This window comes from Ruegeria sp. CDSC051 (assembly GCF_059610665.1).
The window spans coordinates 111,029-129,542 of record NZ_JBXWOC010000005.1; the positions used below are offsets into that span (position 1 = coordinate 111,029).

Genomic DNA, 18,514 nt, shown 5'->3' on the forward strand with positions numbered 1-18,514 from the left:
CCCCCTTGCCCCTTTGGCGCGCCGGGCCTAATACGCAGGCTTAGACTTCTGCGGAAATGAGGCGCGCCATGCTCGACCTGACATACGAAATGCCTAAGCCCAAAACCATTGCCGGGGCCAAGCACGATTGGGAACTGGTAATCGGGATGGAGGTGCATGCGCAGGTCTCGTCCAATGCCAAGCTGTTCTCTGGCGCGTCGACCCAATTCGGGGCCGAGCCGAACTCGAACGTGGCCTTTGTGGACGCGGCAATGCCGGGAATGCTGCCGGTGATCAACGAATATTGCGTCGAACAGACCGTGCGCACCGGGTTGGGCCTGAAAGCCGATATCAACCTGAAATCGGCTTTTGACCGCAAGAATTATTTCTACCCCGACCTTCCGCAGGGTTATCAGATTTCCCAGCTTTATCAGCCTATTGTCGGCGAAGGTGAAGTTTTGGTCGAGATGGGCGACGGCACCGCGCGCATGGTGCGGATCGAACGCATCCATATGGAACAGGACGCGGGCAAATCAATCCACGACATGGACCCGCATATGTCCTTCGTCGACCTGAACCGAACCGGTGTTTGCCTGATGGAGATCGTCAGCCGCCCCGACATTCGCGGCCCGGAAGAGGCCGCCGCCTATATCGCCAAGTTGCGTCAGATCCTGCGCTATCTGGGCACCTGTGACGGCAACATGCAGAACGGCAATTTGCGGGCAGACGTGAACGTCTCGATCTGTTTGCCGGGGGCCTATGAAAAGTATCAGGAAACACAGGATTTCTCGCATCTGGGCACCCGTTGTGAGATCAAGAACATGAACTCGATGCGCTTCATCCAGCAAGCCATTGAGGTCGAAGCCCGCCGCCAGATCGCGATCGTCGAAGGTGGTGGCAAGGTCGATCAGGAAACCCGCCTGTATGACCCGGACAAGGGCGAGACGCGTTCGATGCGGTCCAAGGAAGAAGCGCATGACTATCGCTACTTCCCTGACCCTGACCTGCTGCCGCTAGAGATCGAGCAGGCCTGGGTTGACGACATCGCCGCCAACCTGCCCGAGCTGCCTGACGATAAAAAAGCGCGTTTTATCAGCACGTTCGGACTGACGGACTATGACGCATCGGTGCTGACTGCTGATGTTGAATCGGCTGCCTATTTCGAAGAGGTCGCGCAGGGTCGCAATGGCAAACTGGCTGCAAACTGGGTCATTAACGAACTGTTTGGCCGCCTGAAAAAGGAAGATCACGAGATCACCGACTCGCCGGTTTCACCTGCACAGCTTGGCGGCATCATCGACCTGATTTCCTCGGACGCGATCTCGGGCAAGATCGCCAAGGACCTGTTCGAAATCGTCTATACCGAAGGCGGAGATCCGGCGCAGATCGTCGAAGACCGCGGCATGAAGCAGGTGACGGACACGGGCGCGATCGAGGCCGCTTTGGACGAGATCATAGCCGCCAATCCGGCACAGGTCGAGAAGGCCAAGGTAAACCCGAAACTGGCCGGCTGGTTCGTTGGTCAGGTGATGAAGGCGACTGGTGGCAAGGCCAATCCCAAGGCCGTCAACGAGCTGATTGCCAAGAAACTGGGATCGTAGATCTTTCGGTTTTACTGATTTCGGCGGCGGGACTTTAGCCTTTGCGCAAAGTCCCGCCGCTTGTCATTTGTGGCACCAGGCCCGCACCAGCAGATGTGCCGGAATTCGCCCGCCGCGCTATGATGACTTTCCCATTGTGATCAACCTGCTAGATTACCCGGAACTTACAGGTAGGAATTCCGATGCCCCGCTACGAATACAAAGTTGTCCCTTCCCCCCAAAAGTCTGCCAAGACCAAGGGTGAAAAGTCAGCCGAGGGACGTTTCGCTGCTTCTATTGAACAAGTGCTAAACCAGATGGGGCAGGATGGCTGGGAATATCAACGCGCCGAGTTGTTGCCCAGCGAGGAACGCTCCGGCCTGACCGGCAGCACCGTGAACTGGCGCAATGTCCTGATATTTCGCCGTGAAATTGATATGCCTGTTGCCCCGACACCTGGCCCGACCGAAACGAAGGATGGCGTTGCTCTTGCTCAACCTGTTCCTGGTCCCGATACCGTTCAGGCCCCGGCCCCCATTGCAGAACAGGCCAAAGAGCCGCCTTTGTCGCTGAAAGGTGCTGAAACAGAAAAATCGGAAGACGAAACTGCAGAGACTGAAGGTCAAAAAACCTGATTGCCCTAACCGGGCCTGTCAAAAAAAACGGCTGTCAGGAGTAGCGTTTTGAATCTCAGCTCGTGACGTCGCGAATTAACGTGTCCCATTGGGCAAAGACCTGATCCGGGGACAGATCGGCCTTTAGCGTAGGTGACACCTTGGACATCTGCGCCCTGAGGTCGGGTTCATGGATCAGCTTCAGCACTGCCTGTTCCAAACCACTGACATCGTTGACGGGAACCAGATATCCGTTCCGTCCGTTTTGAATAAACTCTGACGGACCGTAATCGCAATTGAAAGACACGACCGGTATCCCGCTGACCGCCGCCTCAGCGACGACATTGTGAAACCCTTCGAACCGCGAGGTCGCTACCAGAATGTCTGCGCGCTGCGCCCATTCCCCGACCTCGATCGTATTGCCGGGCAGCCGAGCAACCGACTGTAGCCCCAGATCATCGCGCAGTTTCTGCAGATTTTCCCGCTCGCTGCCCTCACCATAGATAATCAGCCTGGTATCTGGAGCTTGGGAATGAATGCGCTGCATCGCCTGCAGCAGCATGTCGAACCCTTTTTGCCGAACGAGGCGGCCAACCGCGACCAGTTGCACACCCTGCCTCGTGCCAGAGGCTTCAACTCGCTCAAAGGGGAGGATCGGGTTCGGAATAACCATCCCCTTCTTGCGCAAAGTGAAGGGAAGATCCGCCAATCCGCGATGTGTCAGCCCGACAACCTTTGCTGCCTTTATCCCCGCAATCCCCTGAAGCGGTGCCCAAAGGGGATGTGCGTCCTGCCGCAGCGGATTATTGCGTTCAGAAATGATAACGGGAATCCCGGTTCCAACGCTTGCCAGAAGAGTCTGAACATTCACCTTGGTCAGGAATGAGATTACAACGTCCGGTCGAAATTTCTTTATGACAGAGCGGATATGCGTAATACGTGACGCCTGTCCCGTCGCCTTTTCTGCAACGCTGAGTTCAACATCGAGATGCATCGGGAAATAGGGACCATCGGTCGGCATCTGAAAACCGGTAACGTGAACAGCACAACCGCGCCGGGCAAAATGCCCTGAAACCATGGCGATTACTTTCTCTGCCCCCCCAGGCCCAAATCCAGCCTGCACAAAAAGAACTCTCAAAACCAAATACCTGAAAAACATCCCGTCAATGGAGGGTAGATTAGGGCCCGCGTTCGAGCAACTGTTATGCATGGAATGTTTTCACATTCAGGCTGAATTTCCTGATTTGTTGCAATCAGTGCAAGAAACCGGTCGAAATCACCAAAACGCCGAAAAATTACCGGCGGCTTTCACCTATCCAACCCGCGACCCTGTGCCAATCTCTGAACGATCACGGCAAAACCCGCGAATTGTCTTCGCTGCAGGGGTGCGACCGTTCCGGGCCGCGTTACAAAAGCCTGCCTAAACACCGATATCCAATGCCAGAGCATGGATCCGCGGCACGATATCTCCAAGCGCCTTGTGCACTGCGCGGTGGCGGGCAACGCGAGATTGCCCCTCGAATGCAGCCGCGCGGATTCGGATGTTGAAATGGCTTTCACCACCTTCTTGGAATCCAGCATGCCCGCGGTGGCTTTCGCTGTCGTCAACAATTTCAAGCTCATGTGGATCAAACGCCGATTGCAGGCGGCTTCGCATTTCTTCGGTCACGGTCATTTTTACGCTCAGCGGCAAAAATATTACCGCCCCCCTCTTCTACTTTCGGCTGCTTAGACTAAACTGCTGCCTCCGAGTCGAGAAGATGCGTTCTTAAGGATCATAGCATGACGAAATCAGACCCATTTGGATTCGATATGTCCGTCTCCAGCGCCAAGAAAAAAAACCCGCGTGGACGGCGTGGTATGTCTGGCGCGTCTGAAACTTCGGTGCGAATCTGTGACCATGAGGGCTGTGAAGAGCCTGGTAAATTTCGGGCCCCGAAAGCACCGGATGTTTTGGATGATTTCTTCTGGTTCTGCCAGCAGCATGTGCGCGAGTATAACCAGAAATGGAATTTCTTCGACGGCACGACCGAGGCCGAAATGAATGCTCAACAGTCTAAGGACAAAGTCTGGGAGCGTGAAACCAAACCCATGGGCGATCCCGAGGCACGTGCCTGGGCCCGTTTGGGAATCGAAGACCCGCACCAGGTGCTGGGCGCGAACAGTACCCAGAACAAAGGGCGCACTACAGGCGGAGGCGGCCGCCGCCTGCCCCCGACCGAACGTCGCGCTATCGAGATTCTGGAAGCCAATGACAGCTGGTCCAAGGCCGAAATCCGAAAGACCTATAAAAAGCTGATCAAGGTGTTGCACCCCGATATGAACGGCGGCGACCGCTCGCAGGAAGAGCAGCTGCAAGAGGTTGTCTGGGCCTGGGACCAGATCAAAGACAGCCGGAACTTTAAATAGGCGTTTTAATTGCTGGCCATACCCTGCAGCGCCAGCACTTCGGGGCGTTTCAAGCAACGTAACCGCGTTCGTGGAACCAACGCCTCAGCACACAGTTCAGGGAATAGCGCGCGCAATTCGTCGACGTCTTCGCGGTGAAAGGATTGCAGCGCCCTGTCGCCCAGAAACAGGCTTTCGCTGCGCACGCCATTGGATGTCAAAATCTCGTGCCGTTCGCAGGCAATGTGAAAATATTCTACCGGCTTATCGGGCGACACTTGATAGACCGTATCGCCATTGACCAAATGGATGGCAGCCGAAAAAACCTTTGCTTCGCCAAACAATAACTCGGCCCGCCAGCCTTCCAGCACGATCCGATGCTGAGGCGACACGTACAAATCCTGATCCGGCACCCCTTTGCCCAGGGCATTTCTCCGGATGCAGACAGGTCTGAACTTTGGCCTGCTGTGCAAAGCCATAGTGCTAAGAGCCCTTTTGCCGATCCAGACAATAGGCAGTGCCCCGCCATTCGAGACGAGCACCCTGTCGCCAACAACCAATTTCTCGACCGGGACCGGTCCGTTGTCGGTATCAATCAAAGTCCCGGAAACAAAACAGGGTGGGTCTGTTGGATCAAGGTCCGAGGTCGTGATCTTCCAGTTCCCCAATGTCATCGGGCCCGTCGGGTTCGCCGTGTCCCAGGCATAAACCTGGCCGCCCACCCGAATGAACTCGCCAGATTCCCCTGTGCCACGGTAATTGCCTTGGCCAAGATATGTGTAGGTCTGGAACGTTGCCCCACCATCGAACGAGATCGTAGAGCCAGAGATAATGGCAGGAACGGTCGTGTCCTGAACGATCAGGTCTCCGCGGCCGGTGCTGTTGACAGTATGGAGAAGGGCATCAAAAGCCATTGGTCAGTCCCAGGATGCTGACGACCGAATGCGCCAACAAATGACCATGGAATGTACAGAACTGAAAGCAGCCTGAACCAAGCTTCTCATAAACCACCTCACTCGTAACCCATCAAAACTCACCAATATGTTCAGTCTAAAACACAGTTACCCCCAAACTAAGTGATATTTTCATATTTGAATGCATATTGTTGCCTGCCGGCCAACAATATCGCCTAATGTAAGAGTGCAATTTCACCAAGACCATCTCCTTATGTGTAAACCGATTGGGCACTGTCCCTTTATCTGAAACGAACGGAGGCGGTGTGCCGAGTGCGTCAATATGAATGAAACTGCGCCCCAGCCTTTTAGCCTCGCCGCTTCCCCTTGCCCTTACCCGCAATATGTTGCACCACACACGGGTTCAGAAGCCCGCGCGGGGGCCGCGGTATCAGGATAAGGACGACAGGCATGGATTGGCCGATTGACGCAAACGCAAAACCAACAGAAGAGATTTCGGTCCGAGATGTGTTCGGCATCGATTCTGACATGCAGGTCAAACGCTTTTACGAACAGACAGAACGGGTTCCCGAGATCGACCCGACATATAAGTTCGACCCAGATACGACGCTGGCAATCCTCGCAGGGTTTACCCATAATCGCCGCGTGATGATTCAGGGTTATCACGGCACCGGTAAATCGACCCATATCGAACAGGTTGCCGCACGCCTGAATTGGCCGGCTGTGCGTGTGAATCTCGACAGCCATATCAGCCGGATCGACCTGATCGGCAAGGACGCGATCAAACTGCGCGACGGCAAGCAGGTTACGGATTTCCACGAAGGAATTCTGCCCTGGGCTCTGCGTAACCCTGTTGCGATCGTCTTTGACGAATACGATGCCGGGCGCGCAGACGTGATGTTTGTGATCCAGCGCGTTCTGGAAACCAATGGCAGCCTGACCCTGCTGGACCAGAACGAGATTCTGACCCCGCACAAGTATTTCCGCCTGTTTGCCACCGCCAATACTGTTGGCCTGGGTGACACGACCGGCCTGTATCACGGCACACAACAGATCAACCAAGCCCAGATGGACCGTTGGTCTCTGGTCGCGACGCTGAACTACCTTAGCCATGACGCAGAAACGATGATCGTTCTGTCCAAAGCGCCGCACTACAACACGGCCGAGGGCCGCAAGATCGTCGCTCAGATGGTCACCGTTGCCGATCTGACTCGGACCGCGTTCATGAACGGTGATCTTTCGACCGTGATGAGCCCCCGAACGGTAATCAACTGGGCCCAAAACGCCGAGATTTTCCGCAATGTCGGCTATGCTTTCCGCCTATCCTTTCTGAACAAATGCGACGAGCTGGAGCGCCAGACAGTGGCCGAGTTCTATCAGCGGTGTTTTGACGAGGAACTCCCGGAAAGCGCTGCAAGCACCAGCTTGGGATAACAAAATATACGGAATTTCCGGGGGCTTGTGCGTGGCACGGGCTTTCGGAAGCTCTGGCAGGGCCACATCATCAAAAGCTACGAAAGCTAGCCTTTATGCATTATTGGCCAAATGTGCCTGTGCAACTTCTTGAGCCGCATCTGGAGCCAGCAGTCCATCGTCGTCAAGTTTCCAGATTCCAATGTGATTGTCACAGAACTCGCGAAGATGACCGCGTTTACTGACGTCTTCCGCCAATTTGGTTAAACTATCCGCCGCCTCTGTGAAGTTATGCAAGGCATAATCATCAAAGTCCTGGGTTTTCCACGGCCGATCATCGCCGAAATGAAACGTCAGACTGACATTCTTGAGCATCAGCATTCGTTTCGAGTGCGCAGCGAGGTTGAATAGCATTGGTTGTATGACCCCAGACATCCCGAGGCAGGAATCTGTACGGACAAATTGATCGAAAACTTCTTTGGAAAAAACAAAGCAGTCGAAACCCGGATGCTGCATACCGACCTCGCCCATAGATAGGGGGTCATGGGAAAACCCATGCGCATCGCCAAATGTCCGACGATTGATCGTGATGGCATCGAAACCACCCGCAATAAGCTGACGTACCGCGCCATAAAAATAGGGCTGAAGACAAATATCTGCATTAGTGTAGATTACAAAATCTCCGGGTTTCGCAACGGATGCACCCTTTTCCAGAATATCAAACAAAAGTGGCAAAGGCCGAGGAATTCGAAACGTTCCGACATCCAGAACCGTGCGTTCCAGTTTTGTCGCAACTTGCAGGCCGTAATGGGCCTGAATCAGATCTTCGTCCCCATGCACCGAAACCTGCACCAAAGTTGTTTCACCTTCACCAGCCAACGGATCTGATTTGGCAGTCACCATGCTATCCAACGTAGCGCGCTGGACATCATTCATCGTTCCGTCGACAGAAAAGAAATTGACGATATGCACCAGGTTGACTGGGTCAGGATCTTTGTATTTGGGATCGAAAACGTGAACTATCTCACTCAGCGGCGTTGAGGGTGACTGACAGAAAACATTCTCGGCTAGCCAGCCGGAGGGCTGTAATTCTACGGTCTGTCTTTTGATCCCGAACAATTTTCGAAATTGTCTTCTGAGTCCCATAAAACCGTCCCAAACAAATAACTATATCACGCGTTCGTGTACCGTTCGTTTTGCATTGTACTGACGGAAAAGTCACCCCCAGTTAGAATCACAGGCCACGCAGAAGCCGGGCGTTGCCCCTTTTCTACAGGTCCGGCGTATTGCAATTCGGGCGTGCTGCTGATTACCCGGAAAACAAAGCCGACCCTATGGTCAAGACCTATGATTGGCTCTAGGTTGCCCGAGTAGAACAAGACCGGACCTGCCACCGATGAGCAAACCCAAAGACAACCCCGCTGATCCGTTCAAGAAAGCTCTGGCCGAAGCCACCAAAGTGATGGCCGACGATCCGGAACTCACGGTGAGCTATACGGTTGACCCGTCGGGCCTGTCGGGTGAGTCGATGCGGTTGCCTCAGGTCTCGCGGCGCATGACGCGGGAAGAGGTTCTGTTGGCGCGCGGGACCGCGGATGCTTTGGCTTTGCAGCGACGCTATCACGATGATGCTACTCATAATCGCTATGCGCCTCCAGGTGACATGGCCCGCGATCTGTACGAGGCGATGGAGGTTGCCCGGTGCGAAGCGATGGGTGCGCGGGACATGCCAGGCACTGCGTCCAACATCGACGTCAAGATCGGGCACGAAGCGATCCGGCGTGGGTATGATCAATGCAAACAGCCAGCTGACGCGCCTCTTTCGGTGGCCGCCGGCTATCTGATCCGGCATCTGGCCACTGGTCGCGACCTGCCGCCTGCGGCTGACAATGTCATGAACCTGTGGCGCGGGTTTATCGAAGATCAGGCAGGGGGCGTACTGGAGAACCTTGACGAGGTGCTTTCGGATCAGGCCGAATTCGCCAAGTTTGCACGCCAGATGATCAAGGATCTGGGCTATGGCGATCAGCTGGGCGATGACCCGGATGAGCTGGACGAAGATCAGGAAGATCAGGCCGAAGACGACGCCGAAGAACAGCCCGACCCCGACAGCACTGGCCAGGATGATCAGGACGAACAGGACGCGGATGCGACCCCTGAGCAGTCACAGGAAGAACAGCAGGATCAGTCTCAGGCCCAAGTCTCCATGGATGAGATGGCCGAGGATGAAATGGGAGAAGAGGCCGAGATGCCCGAGGGCGAGGCCCCGCTGGAGCCGCCTGCCCCTCCGCCTGCATCCGATGCTGATCCCGACTATAAGGTCTACCTGAGCACCCATGACGAAGAGATCGCCGCCGAGGATCTGGCGGAGCCCGCTGAGCTGGAACGCCTTCGGGCCTATCTGGATCAACAGCTAGAACCGCTGAAAGGCGCGGTCAGCCGTTTGGCCAACAAATTGCAGCGCCGGTTGCAGGCGCAACAGAACCGCAGCTGGGAGTTCGACCGCGAAGAAGGCATACTGGACGCGGGCCGTCTGGCGCGTGTTGTTGCAAGCCCAACCACACCGCTGAGCTTTAAGGTCGAAAAGGACACTGAGTTCCGCGATACGGTGGTGACGCTGCTGTTGGATAATTCGGGCTCGATGCGCGGGCGACCTATTTCGATCGCGGCGATCTGCGCGGATGTTCTGGCACGCACGCTGGAACGCTGCAACGTCAAGGTCGAGATTCTGGGCTTTACCACGCGGGCGTGGAAAGGCGGGCTGGCGCGCGAGGCCTGGCTGAACGATGGCCGCCCACAGCAGCCCGGTCGTCTGAACGATCTACGCCATATCATCTACAAAGGCGCGGATGCCCCGTGGCGTCGCGCCCGACCCAATCTGGGGCTGATGATGAAAGAAGGTCTGCTGAAGGAAAATATCGACGGCGAGGCGCTGGAATGGGCGCATCGCCGGATGACGGCACGGCGCGAGCAGCGCAAGATTTTGATGGTAATCTCGGACGGGGCGCCGGTCGATGATTCAACGCTCAGCGTGAACCCAGCAAACTATCTGGAAAAGCACCTGCGCGATGTGATCGGGATGGTCGAAAAGCGCAAGATGGTGGAATTGCTTGCCATCGGCATCGGCCATGACGTGACCCGGTATTACGACCGCGCCGTGACCATCACGGATGTCGAGCAACTGGCCGGAGCCATGACCGAGCAACTGGCCGCTCTGTTTGACAGTGATCCGCGCGCACGGGCACGGGTGATGGGAATGAAGAGAGTAGGCTGAATCGCCTTTTCCATAACATGGCGTCGCGCGCTCCAAACTGATAGAGGTATGACATGTTTCAGTCCTTCGCCGTGACCGCACGGCCGGAACAGGGCCCGCCCCGGCTGGCCGATCTGCGGACCGAATTGGCACGCGACGGGTTGGACGGTTTCTTGGTCCCGCGCGCGGATGTGCATCAAGGCGAGTATGTGGCCCCGCGCGACGAACGGCTTGCCTGGCTGACCGGGTTCACAGGTTCGGCCGGGTTTTGCGTGGTTTTGGCAGATAAGGCCGGCGTCTTCATTGACGGACGTTATCGCACGCAGGTCAAAGCGCAGGTCGCCGCCGATTACACACCTGTTCCATGGCCCGAGGTCAGCCTTGCCGCGTGGCTAAAGGAACAACTCCCGCAGGGTGGTCGGGTTGGCTTTGATCCGTGGCTACATTCGGCGGGTCAGATCGCGAAAACGCAGACCGACCTTGAAGGCCGAGATATTACACTGGTGCGCAGCGACAATCTGGTGGACCGGGTTTGGCGGGATCAACCCGATCCACCAATGAACCCGGTAAAGCTGCACCCGATCGAATTCGCGGGCGAAAGCGCAGACAGCAAAATCGCGCGTCTGGCGCAGTCCCTGCAGGACGCGGGCTGTGGCGCAGCGGTGATTACCCTGCCCGATTCGATCATGTGGTTGTTGAATATTCGGGGCTCCGATATCGGGTACAACCCGGTGGCGCATGGGTTTGCTATACTGCATGCGGATGGCCGCGTGGATCTGTTCATGGCGCACCAAAAGCTGAACGTGGCGATGGCCGATTCAGTCACAGTTCATGCGCCGGACACGTTTTTGACGGCTGTCGCAGCGCTTGACGGTAAGGTTCAGGTTGATCTTGGTACGCTGCCACAGGCAGTGGCCGATGTGCTAGAAGGGCAGATGGTCGATGGCGGCGACCCTTGTGCGCTGCCCAAAGCCTGCAAGAACCCTGCCGAAATCGCAGGCAGTGCCGAGGCACATCTGCGCGATGCTGTCGCTGTGATCGAAACGCTATGCTGGCTGGATGCGCAAGCCGCTGGCAATGTTACGGAAACGCAGGTGGTCACTCGGCTTGAGGAGAACCGGCGCAAGGATAATGCCCTGCAAGATATCTCGTTCGATACGATTGCAGGGACAGGACCCAATGGCGCGATCATGCATTACCGGGTGACCGAGGAAACCGACAGCCTGCTGCAAGACGGTCATATCCTGGTGCTGGACAGCGGCGGACAATATTTGGATGGCACGACTGATATTACCCGGACCATTGCTATCGGCAATGTGGGTGAAGAAGAAAAAGCCTGCTTTACTCGCGTGCTGAAAGGCATGATCGCCATGTCTATGCTGCGCTGGCCTGCCGGGTTGGCTGGACGTGATATCGAATCCGTGGCGCGTGTGCCCCTATGGGCAGCGGGTCAGGACTTTAATCACGGTGTCGGGCACGGCGTCGGTGCCTATCTGAGTGTGCATGAGGGTCCTCAGCGTCTGTCCAAAGCCAGCCATGAGCCCTTGCTGCCGGGCATGATCTTGTCGAATGAGCCGGGTTATTACCGCGAAGGTGCCTTTGGAATCCGGATTGAAAACCTTTTGGTGGTGCAATCTGCCCCTACCCTGCCCAGTGGTGACGCGGAACGTCCCATGTTGGAATGGCGCACATTGACCTATGTCCCTATCGACCGACGCTTGGTTCTGACCGATATGCTGACGGCAGTCGAACGCGACTGGCTGAACGCATATCACCGCGAAGTTGCCGAAAAAGTTCGACCAAGGCTGGGAGATGACGCCCAACTGTGGTTGGATGCCGCAACCGCACCGATCTGACACCGCATCGTTACATATACCGGGCAGTGGACAAGCGGGAAACCGGACCAGAGGAAAGAGCAAAGATGACCGAGATCACCATTCGCAAGACACCAGGCAAATGGAGCGTCCGTTCAGGAGGCGCCATTCTGGGTGAAACCACAAATGCTCTGGAATTGCTCGAGGGCGATCTTGATCCGGTCATCTATTTCCCTCGTACCGATATCGCGATGGCATTTCTGGATGTTACCGACAAGGTCACGCAGTGCAAACACAAGGGCCAAGCCACGCATTTTTCGATCGTCAACAAATCCTCGGTCACTGAAAACGCTGCTTGGAGCTATGAAGACCCGATCCATTCTGCCTTAGACATCAAAGGCCATGTCGCCTTCTACCCGCTTGATTCCGTGAAGGTCGAACAAATCTGACGTATGTCCCAGATGCGCAATACCTCTACTCAATCTAGTTGTTGCACAATATGAAAGGCCAGATCGCTTTGGCCTTCACGTCAAAATCTGGCTCGAAGTAAGAGAACGATCCTTTACGCTGGATACCACGAAAGTATCAAACGAGCCCGACCTGCACCTTGGGATTTCTCGCTGCGCCTACACTAATATCTGCTTTTTCCGGTATTCATGGCTCAGTTTCTTGGCAAAACCCACGCCCAAAATGGTCTGTTTTTCTGGCACCAAATAGATTTGCTTTTTGTCGATCTAATGCCGCAATCAAGGTGAGTTTAGAGAGTTAAACTGAAGCCTGCTCAAGATCTAAAACTCATCAAATTCCGGAACATTTCCAAGCCTAATGATGAAGCTTGGCGCCCCGACCTCGCCACTGTTCGGGTCCTCACTGACCATGTAGGCATCAGCGCCAGCGCAATCGTCGGATAGCGCTTCCCTTTCTGCTCTGTTTTGTGCTTCCGCCGCCGTGGAGTATTCAAATTGCTTGCCAATTTTCAAGCTTCCTTGCCCTCCGCGACCGGGCTTATTTTCTACGTATGTCTGGCAGATATAGTGAATTTTTTCTGAGCTCTCATCTGAGATTGTCATGGCAGTATCCGTAAAATGAGTATGGGTGCGATTGATGCATGGGAAAAACAATGCTCGCTAGCCGCTTTGTTCGTGTTTCGATCATTCAAGTCGGGCAAAAAGAAGGGGCGACAATCCTGTCACCGCTTTTTGACGGGCTTCGGCGGACAGGCTTCAGATAATGTATTCGCATCCCTTTCGAGCCGAGTTTTGCGGAGCCGGGCATTCTTGATCTGTCTTTGCTCTGCTTCTTCGTTGACCATTTCTCTAACGATCCGCGTTGTTTTGTCCATCGGTGTTTCCGCCTTGGGAACGTGTGCATTGAAGACAGTTTTTTTTGTCAGCTTTGCCAATGGTTATTCTCCTAACCGTTTTCAACGGTTCATTTATCAGTTGAGTGTTCAAATCGATGCCAGGTGATTGCCTGATCCTTGAGAGACATGCGCGTGTCGTGAATGACTGCCACGGAGCAGCTTTGTCTTAACGTCAGGAGCGGACATAGCATTCATCAATGCACTATAGTTCATTTGGAACTTCATTTCCGATCCTACGCTTTGCGTCGAATGGTAAGTGCCAACGACAAGATGATCGCTTGTTGCACCAATAAGCCTATATCCAGGGGGCATCGAAAGCCCCAAAATGTCCGTATCTTGCTGACCAACGGCCAGGATTATTTGTGTGCTCTGTCCGCTTTTCGGGACGAGGTGAAGTCTTTTGAATACCGGATCGCAGATGCTCTGAGGGTGAGATGCAGGTTTGGACCCTGTTTCAATTACCTCAGCGACAAGCGTAAATGCATCTGTATACATCCCGCCTATCTGATCTCCGGAAACCGGATCAACGCCCAGAAGTATTGCTTCCCCCAGCCTTAGATCATTGATGCGACAAACTGGGTGTCCGCCGAGGGCCCAAGGAAGGTTGGCCGAGTTTCCGCCAGATACCGTGTGAAGGAAGGGACCACACTGCCCCTCTGTTTCATTCGCCAGTTCAGATAGGGCCTCCATATCTGCAGCATTCGGGGCAATTCCCCCCAGACATGCAAAGTTCGCTCCGATGCCTTTCAGCGTAACGCCGGGCATGTCCACCACTTGCTGTGCAACCGAGCCGAGGTCCTTTGGCATGATCCCTTCGCGCAGATCGCCCATCTCAACCATCAGGATAATGCCGTGAATGCAGTCTTTCCGGATCGCGGCGGCGGCCAGAGCGGTAATCACGAGGATTTCTGTATTGTAGCTCGCCTCACAGTATTGGATGACCTGATCGACCTGGCTCAGCGTTGGTGTACGGATCAATGTGATCGGGCATGTCATGCCCGCGTTGCGTAACCTTCGCACGTTACTAAGCCGCGCTTCCGCAAGCCCCACAGCGCCGCCGTCGAGCATTGCCTGAGCGATGGCCGGATGCCCGCACACTGCCTTGGTCACACCGGTGACACCGATGCCGCGTGTCTTGAGGCGCTCGACAACAGTCTTCGCATTGTGACGTATCTTGCTCAGATGCACCTCAATGCGAGGGGTACTCATATCGCAGCCACGGGTGTGGAGTGACGTAACCCAGGGTAAGCGGCAACAACCATTGCAAGCAAATGCGAAGCCGGCCGGCTGAGTACATCCGTTACAGGCAGCCCGAGTATTTGTGACTGTGCGGCGATCGTGTCGGTTACCTCGGCCTCGGACATCCCCTCATGATTGAGCGTGACACCAATGACCTTTGTGTCAGCAAATGCTTCGATTAGGGCAATCTCACTTGCAGGCTTGGGCATCGGCATATTGGGAAAGTCACAGCGATGCGCGCGCTTTGGAGCGTGCTGGAGGATTACGGCGTCCGGCTGGCTGCCCCGCAGGATAAAGGCGGATGTGCAGAATGCCGGATGGCTCAACGCCCCTTGACCTTCGATCAATATGACATCGGGTCGTTCAGACTCGGAAGCGTCGACGATCGCGCCTTCAAGTTCGCCGCAACAGAACTGCGGTGGTACGGCATCCATTGCCACCCCATATTTTGCACCCTGCATCAAACCTGTCTGGCCCGTACCAACAAGGACAGTCTTGATGCCTCTTGTGTTCAAGGCACGGGCTAAAACAGTCGCTGTTGTCCGCTTTCCGATGGCGCAGTCGGTCCCAAGAACCGCTATGCGCAGTGCTTTCACACCAGAAATACTCCCATCGAACAGGCGCATATCCTTGCTGGGTTTAGGTTTGCGAATATCTCGGATGGTGACTTTGCGTTCGGCCGCAAAAGAGGCGATTTCTGGATCATCGCCCAGATACTCATGCAATCCACTGACGATGTTCATACCAAGTGATATCGCGTCGAGAACAACGTCACGATCTGTCGATGAGAGCCTGCCCGTAGATGGTGCCATCCCGTAAATGAGGGTATCCGGGATTACAGCTTCATGGACAACAGCAGCGTCCAGACTTCTGAAGACCGGAATGTGGTTTACAGTATCGTCAAGAACCAACCCGCTGTCTTTGCCGTCGTGATCGCTATCTATGACAGACAGGATCCTATAGGCCTCTGAATGGCGAACGAGGCCATTTGCAGTTTTGCCATCCGCCTTGGCAAAGTTACCTTGGCAATAGACAATCGCAGTTGGCGGCAAGATGATCTGAGTGGCAGAAGTTGATCTTATGGGTTCGTCGCTGGTAAATGGCGGCGCCTGCGCCCCGCTAACAGGACGACGGATCGTGTTTGCCACGTTAAAGTCGGTTTTCATGATGTTTCCTTTGTGTGGTCGACACCCAAGGCAACACGGTCGTCACCATCGGATACCAAAGTCGAAATAGTCGCGCCGCGCGCTCAGTTATCGAGAACGCACAGGCCTTTAGATGACTTGAAATTCTTGTTGCAGTTCCAACGGTTTCCGGACCTGTCAAGATGGGCATTCGCAGGAAGCTCTATTGTTTCGCAATTCACACCTGAGGTCGCGTATCCCCGCTCGCACTTCCATCCCGTGCCGTACGTTGCATCGTCCAAGTAGGCATGTTCAGGGATCACGACGGCCGCGCACGTGCCATCCTGTACAAAATATCCACGTTCACATGTCCAAGGTTGGCCGTATCCTGATGAATTCAAATACGCGTTGGCCGGGACCACAATGGCGACGCAACGGTCGTCCAATGCTTCGAACCCACGTTTGCATTCCCACGCGGGTCCATAGGTCGTATCAGCCAGATAAGCGTTTGCGGGTACGACAATTTCTTGGCACGTATCGTCGATTTTGAGAAAACCGCGAGAGCAATGCCAACGTTCACCTGATGAATCAAGGAATCCGCCATCGGGTACAATCACCGCAACACAGGTCGCTTCATCGTTCTCGCGAAAACCATGAAGACATTCCCAACCCAAACCATAGGTACGGTTGGTCGGATAGGCATTTTCTGGCACTACGACAGCTGCGCAGACGTCGCCACTCAACCTATACCCGGCGTTGCATTTCCAACCGTCACCGTAACTCGTTGCAGTGGCATTTTCTGGCACCGATTGCGATGTAGATTGAGCGAATGCAGGCATCGAAAATAAAAGCAAAGCACCGAGTGTAAACCCGATCAGCGCCGCACTCATCTGAATGCCTAGTAACAGATTTGCGCGCCAAGTCGTCCGAAAGAGTTGCGGCATTGCCTTTGCCTTATGATCCATCCAGCTCAAGCCCCGCGATACAGGCATCTGCGAGGTCGCGGCTTGGCGAATCTGACCCCGGCAGTGTTGCCCAACCTGTATCCATCATGGCCTTGCGGCGGTTGAAGCCCGAGGCCTCTTGCAGTGTTTCGATTATTTCTTCGCGCTTGGGGTCAGCGGTTGACCTGTTCAGGCAGACCGGCACCATCGCAAGCGTTACTTCTTCGCTAGCATGGTCTTTCGCCAACTCTTGAGCGCTGCCGCTGGTTGTCCATCCGCCCCAGGTAAAGCCAAGGATTGAGACCGCAACCGCACCACACAAAGCACCGTAGATGCCTGGTTTCGTCCATTCTGGAAATGTCATTTTAGATCCTCTGGCGGAGAAAGCGCCGCCTCGCTGTTTTATGTCTTTCTGCGCAATCTTGATCTTGCGCCCAGGCCATTCCCAGGACGCGATGGTCGATAGGCGCAGTTCTTGCCTATCGGAAGCTCATTTGATCAACGGTTGCGTTGTGGTTTATTGGCAAGCCATCGGTGCGTCTGATCACCACAAACGGATCAACTAACGTCACAAGCGATGTGGTCGTGCGCGATAACATCGGCAACTTTCCCAAACATCATATCCAAGTAGAGGACGTGACAGCTGAATTTTCATGATGGAAGAACTTAGTTCACTCTAGCAGGCGATACGCCTGGGCTGCAGAAAACCAGAACTTTAGTGGTTCCTATATAACCACTTGGAGACGCAATTACAACGCTCGTGGCCTTACCGCTGTTCCCAAGGCCCCGATACCGATCAAAAAATTGGTTTCAAGCTGGCATTTGCTTTGTGTATCGGCAAATCCGTGACCACTTATGTAGCCTTTTTACTATGTCACTCTGAAACTGACATTCGCTGCATCAAGGAAAACATGTGGTGAGGGCAGATAATGCTTGGACGTTTTACCGAAAAGTGTGGGTTTGTCTCTGATCTCACATGCTGTTTTGAGTGTGCCTCGCCAAATATTTCTGAGCGATTTTTTGGATGATGACAGGTTGGACTGACGCGCAGGGAAAAATCGGAATTTGGCGAGAAAACGGGTGTGGGTAACGCCTGAGACGCGCCGTCAAACGGATCGGCTGGGCGCCTCACCGACCTAGCCACGACCGATTTCGTCAAGCAGTTCGGTTGTCGTCACCTGACGGCAGTAGCCTTTGATCGTTTGCAGGGAATTGTCGTGACGCTCTTGCGTGTAGGTCATGCAGGCATCCGTCACTTGGGTGACCAGATAGCCCAGATCACAGGCATCGCGAATTGCGCTTTCGACGCATTGATCGGTCACGATCCCTGCCAGCACCAATTGCTTTATGCCGAGATTGCGCAGCACGTAATCTATGTGGGTCGAGACAAAGACTGAGGACGAAGATTTTGGAAACACGATCTCATCATCGGCTGGTGCCAGTTCGTCGATCACCTTGCCGTCCCAGGATCCTTTGGGCACGTTGAAGCCCGTGATTTTGTAATCCAGAGATCTGTCGCGCCCGTCTTTGGTCAGACTTTCAATCGTTGTGTAAAGAACCTCGATTCCCGCCGCGCGAAATCCCTTTTGCAAGGCTTGCATATTAGGTACGATACGGGATTTCAGCTGCTCAAAAAACCAGCCAAACTTTGCGTCAAACTCGGCATTTGTCAGCCCTTCGAATTCGGCACCATCCCTGTGGGCTGCAAAGTTCTGCACGTCAATAAACAGCAATCCCGATTGGTCATGTTCTAGTGGAAGATCGCGGGTCAATTCCATGTCTGTCTCTGCTTTCAAATGTATGCCCAAGAGGTCTAATTTTATGAATGAGGGGGATCATGACGTCCATACTAAAAGAAAATAAAATTCCAAAGTCAATTCAATTTAGAT

At 54.6% G+C, this 18,514-nt stretch carries 18 protein-coding genes; 7 read left to right on the top strand and 11 right to left on the bottom strand.

The window, feature by feature from the left end; genetic code table 11:
- Window positions 1-68 precede the first annotated feature (68 nt).
- Both gatB and AC2FH0_RS13225 read left to right on the top strand, forming a co-directional pair.
- Window positions 69-1,580 (top strand): Asp-tRNA(Asn)/Glu-tRNA(Gln) amidotransferase subunit GatB, encoded by a 1,512-nt coding sequence (gene gatB / locus AC2FH0_RS13220; RefSeq protein WP_496677547.1) that lies wholly within the window; start codon window positions 69-71, stop codon window positions 1,578-1,580.
- Window positions 1,581-1,762: 182 nt separating this feature from the next.
- Window positions 1,763-2,194: a DUF4177 domain-containing protein gene (locus tag AC2FH0_RS13225; protein WP_496677550.1), complete on the top strand. Its 432-nt coding sequence runs from the start codon at window positions 1,763-1,765 to the stop codon at window positions 2,192-2,194.
- A 55-nt stretch (window positions 2,195-2,249) separates the two neighbouring features.
- Here AC2FH0_RS13225 and AC2FH0_RS13230 read toward each other — a convergent pair whose 3' ends face one another.
- Both AC2FH0_RS13230 and AC2FH0_RS13235 read right to left on the bottom strand, forming a co-directional pair.
- The gene (locus AC2FH0_RS13230) at window positions 2,250-3,311 is read right to left on the bottom strand and encodes a glycosyltransferase family 4 protein (RefSeq protein WP_496789542.1); all 1,062 of its coding nucleotides are present in this window, start codon (window positions 3,309-3,311) and stop codon (window positions 2,250-2,252) included.
- Between the two features lie 282 nt (window positions 3,312-3,593).
- The gene (locus tag AC2FH0_RS13235; protein WP_142634975.1) at window positions 3,594-3,848 is read right to left on the bottom strand and encodes a BolA family protein; all 255 of its coding nucleotides are present in this window, start codon (window positions 3,846-3,848) and stop codon (window positions 3,594-3,596) included.
- Between the two features lie 107 nt (window positions 3,849-3,955).
- On the opposite strand from AC2FH0_RS13235, the gene AC2FH0_RS13240 reads away from it, so the two are divergent.
- Window positions 3,956-4,582, top strand: coding sequence for a J domain-containing protein (locus AC2FH0_RS13240; protein WP_496689725.1), 627 nt, complete (start codon window positions 3,956-3,958; stop codon window positions 4,580-4,582).
- A gap of 5 nt (window positions 4,583-4,587) precedes the next feature.
- Here the strand turns inward: AC2FH0_RS13240 and AC2FH0_RS13245 are convergent, their stop codons facing one another.
- Window positions 4,588-5,475, bottom strand: a complete 888-nt coding sequence (locus AC2FH0_RS13245; protein WP_496789543.1) for a Hint domain-containing protein — start codon at window positions 5,473-5,475, stop codon at window positions 4,588-4,590.
- Window positions 5,476-5,925: 450 nt separating this feature from the next.
- Between AC2FH0_RS13245 and cobS the strand changes: the two genes are divergently transcribed.
- Window positions 5,926-6,909, top strand: coding sequence for a cobaltochelatase subunit CobS (gene cobS, locus AC2FH0_RS13250; RefSeq protein WP_496690879.1), 984 nt, complete (start codon window positions 5,926-5,928; stop codon window positions 6,907-6,909).
- A gap of 93 nt (window positions 6,910-7,002) precedes the next feature.
- Here the strand turns inward: cobS and AC2FH0_RS13255 are convergent, their stop codons facing one another.
- On the bottom strand, window positions 7,003-8,034 hold the full coding sequence (locus tag AC2FH0_RS13255) for a hypothetical protein (RefSeq protein ID WP_496789544.1): 1,032 nt from the start codon (window positions 8,032-8,034) through the stop codon (window positions 7,003-7,005).
- 250 nt (window positions 8,035-8,284) lie between these two features.
- Here AC2FH0_RS13255 and cobT point away from each other — a divergent pair, with 250 nt between their 5' ends.
- From cobT to AC2FH0_RS13270, 3 genes are all read left to right on the top strand, one after another.
- On the top strand, window positions 8,285-10,162 hold the full coding sequence (gene cobT / locus AC2FH0_RS13260) for a cobaltochelatase subunit CobT (RefSeq protein WP_142634986.1): 1,878 nt from the start codon (window positions 8,285-8,287) through the stop codon (window positions 10,160-10,162).
- A gap of 53 nt (window positions 10,163-10,215) precedes the next feature.
- Window positions 10,216-11,997 (top strand): aminopeptidase P family protein, encoded by a 1,782-nt coding sequence (locus AC2FH0_RS13265; RefSeq protein ID WP_496789546.1) that lies wholly within the window; start codon window positions 10,216-10,218, stop codon window positions 11,995-11,997.
- Window positions 11,998-12,062: 65 nt separating this feature from the next.
- Window positions 12,063-12,404 carry a DUF427 domain-containing protein gene (locus AC2FH0_RS13270; RefSeq protein WP_142634990.1) on the top strand — a complete coding sequence of 114 codons (342 nt, stop codon included), beginning with the start codon at window positions 12,063-12,065 and terminating at the stop codon, window positions 12,402-12,404.
- Between the two features lie 339 nt (window positions 12,405-12,743).
- Here AC2FH0_RS13270 and AC2FH0_RS13275 read toward each other — a convergent pair whose 3' ends face one another.
- From AC2FH0_RS13275 to AC2FH0_RS13305, 7 genes are all read right to left on the bottom strand, one after another.
- Window positions 12,744-13,025, bottom strand: a complete 282-nt coding sequence (locus AC2FH0_RS13275) for a hypothetical protein (RefSeq protein ID WP_282021446.1) — start codon at window positions 13,023-13,025, stop codon at window positions 12,744-12,746.
- Window positions 13,026-13,144: 119 nt separating this feature from the next.
- Window positions 13,145-13,357, bottom strand: a complete 213-nt coding sequence (locus AC2FH0_RS13280) for a hypothetical protein (RefSeq protein WP_281972780.1) — start codon at window positions 13,355-13,357, stop codon at window positions 13,145-13,147.
- A gap of 48 nt (window positions 13,358-13,405) precedes the next feature.
- Window positions 13,406-14,527, bottom strand: coding sequence for an alanine/ornithine racemase family PLP-dependent enzyme (locus AC2FH0_RS13285; RefSeq protein ID WP_496789548.1), 1,122 nt, complete (start codon window positions 14,525-14,527; stop codon window positions 13,406-13,408).
- Window positions 14,524-15,723: an N-acetyltransferase DgcN family protein gene (locus AC2FH0_RS13290; RefSeq protein WP_281972778.1), complete on the bottom strand. Its 1,200-nt coding sequence runs from the start codon at window positions 15,721-15,723 to the stop codon at window positions 14,524-14,526. The genes AC2FH0_RS13285 and AC2FH0_RS13290 overlap by 4 nt, the downstream gene beginning before the upstream one ends.
- Window positions 15,724-15,806: 83 nt before the next feature.
- The gene (locus AC2FH0_RS13295) at window positions 15,807-16,571 is read right to left on the bottom strand and encodes a hypothetical protein (RefSeq protein WP_496789550.1); all 765 of its coding nucleotides are present in this window, start codon (window positions 16,569-16,571) and stop codon (window positions 15,807-15,809) included.
- Between the two features lie 64 nt (window positions 16,572-16,635).
- Entirely contained in the window at window positions 16,636-16,989 is a 354-nt protein-coding gene (locus tag AC2FH0_RS13300) for a hypothetical protein (protein ID WP_142635000.1), read from the bottom strand.
- Between the two features lie 772 nt (window positions 16,990-17,761).
- Window positions 17,762-18,403 carry a cysteine hydrolase family protein gene (locus AC2FH0_RS13305; protein ID WP_496785555.1) on the bottom strand — a complete coding sequence of 214 codons (642 nt, stop codon included), beginning with the start codon at window positions 18,401-18,403 and terminating at the stop codon, window positions 17,762-17,764.
- Window positions 18,404-18,514: the final 111 nt, after the last annotated feature.

Bases quoted from the DNA above. Each gene is read 5' to 3' on its own strand.
- gatB (WP_496677547.1), top strand. From the start codon at position 69: ATGCTCGACCTGACATACGAAATGCCTAAGCCCAAAACCATTGCCGGG.
- AC2FH0_RS13225 (WP_496677550.1), top strand. From the start codon at position 1,763: ATGCCCCGCTACGAATACAAAGTTGTCCCTTCCCCCCAAAAGTCTGCC.
- AC2FH0_RS13235 (WP_142634975.1), bottom strand. From the start codon at position 3,848: ATGACCGTGACCGAAGAAATGCGAAGCCGCCTGCAATCGGCGTTTGAT.
- AC2FH0_RS13240 (WP_496689725.1), top strand. From the start codon at position 3,956: ATGACGAAATCAGACCCATTTGGATTCGATATGTCCGTCTCCAGCGCC.
- AC2FH0_RS13245 (WP_496789543.1), bottom strand. From the start codon at position 5,475: ATGGCTTTTGATGCCCTTCTCCATACTGTCAACAGCACCGGCCGCGGA.
- cobS (WP_496690879.1), top strand. From the start codon at position 5,926: ATGGATTGGCCGATTGACGCAAACGCAAAACCAACAGAAGAGATTTCG.
- AC2FH0_RS13255 (WP_496789544.1), bottom strand. From the start codon at position 8,034: ATGGGACTCAGAAGACAATTTCGAAAATTGTTCGGGATCAAAAGACAG.
- cobT (WP_142634986.1), top strand. From the start codon at position 8,285: ATGAGCAAACCCAAAGACAACCCCGCTGATCCGTTCAAGAAAGCTCTG.
- AC2FH0_RS13265 (WP_496789546.1), top strand. From the start codon at position 10,216: ATGTTTCAGTCCTTCGCCGTGACCGCACGGCCGGAACAGGGCCCGCCC.
- AC2FH0_RS13270 (WP_142634990.1), top strand. From the start codon at position 12,063: ATGACCGAGATCACCATTCGCAAGACACCAGGCAAATGGAGCGTCCGT.
- AC2FH0_RS13275 (WP_282021446.1), bottom strand. From the start codon at position 13,025: ATGACAATCTCAGATGAGAGCTCAGAAAAAATTCACTATATCTGCCAG.
- AC2FH0_RS13285 (WP_496789548.1), bottom strand. From the start codon at position 14,527: ATGAGTACCCCTCGCATTGAGGTGCATCTGAGCAAGATACGTCACAAT.
- AC2FH0_RS13290 (WP_281972778.1), bottom strand. From the start codon at position 15,723: ATGAAAACCGACTTTAACGTGGCAAACACGATCCGTCGTCCTGTTAGC.
- AC2FH0_RS13295 (WP_496789550.1), bottom strand. From the start codon at position 16,571: ATGAGTGCGGCGCTGATCGGGTTTACACTCGGTGCTTTGCTTTTATTT.
- AC2FH0_RS13300 (WP_142635000.1), bottom strand. From the start codon at position 16,989: ATGACATTTCCAGAATGGACGAAACCAGGCATCTACGGTGCTTTGTGT.
- AC2FH0_RS13305 (WP_496785555.1), bottom strand. From the start codon at position 18,403: ATGGAATTGACCCGCGATCTTCCACTAGAACATGACCAATCGGGATTG.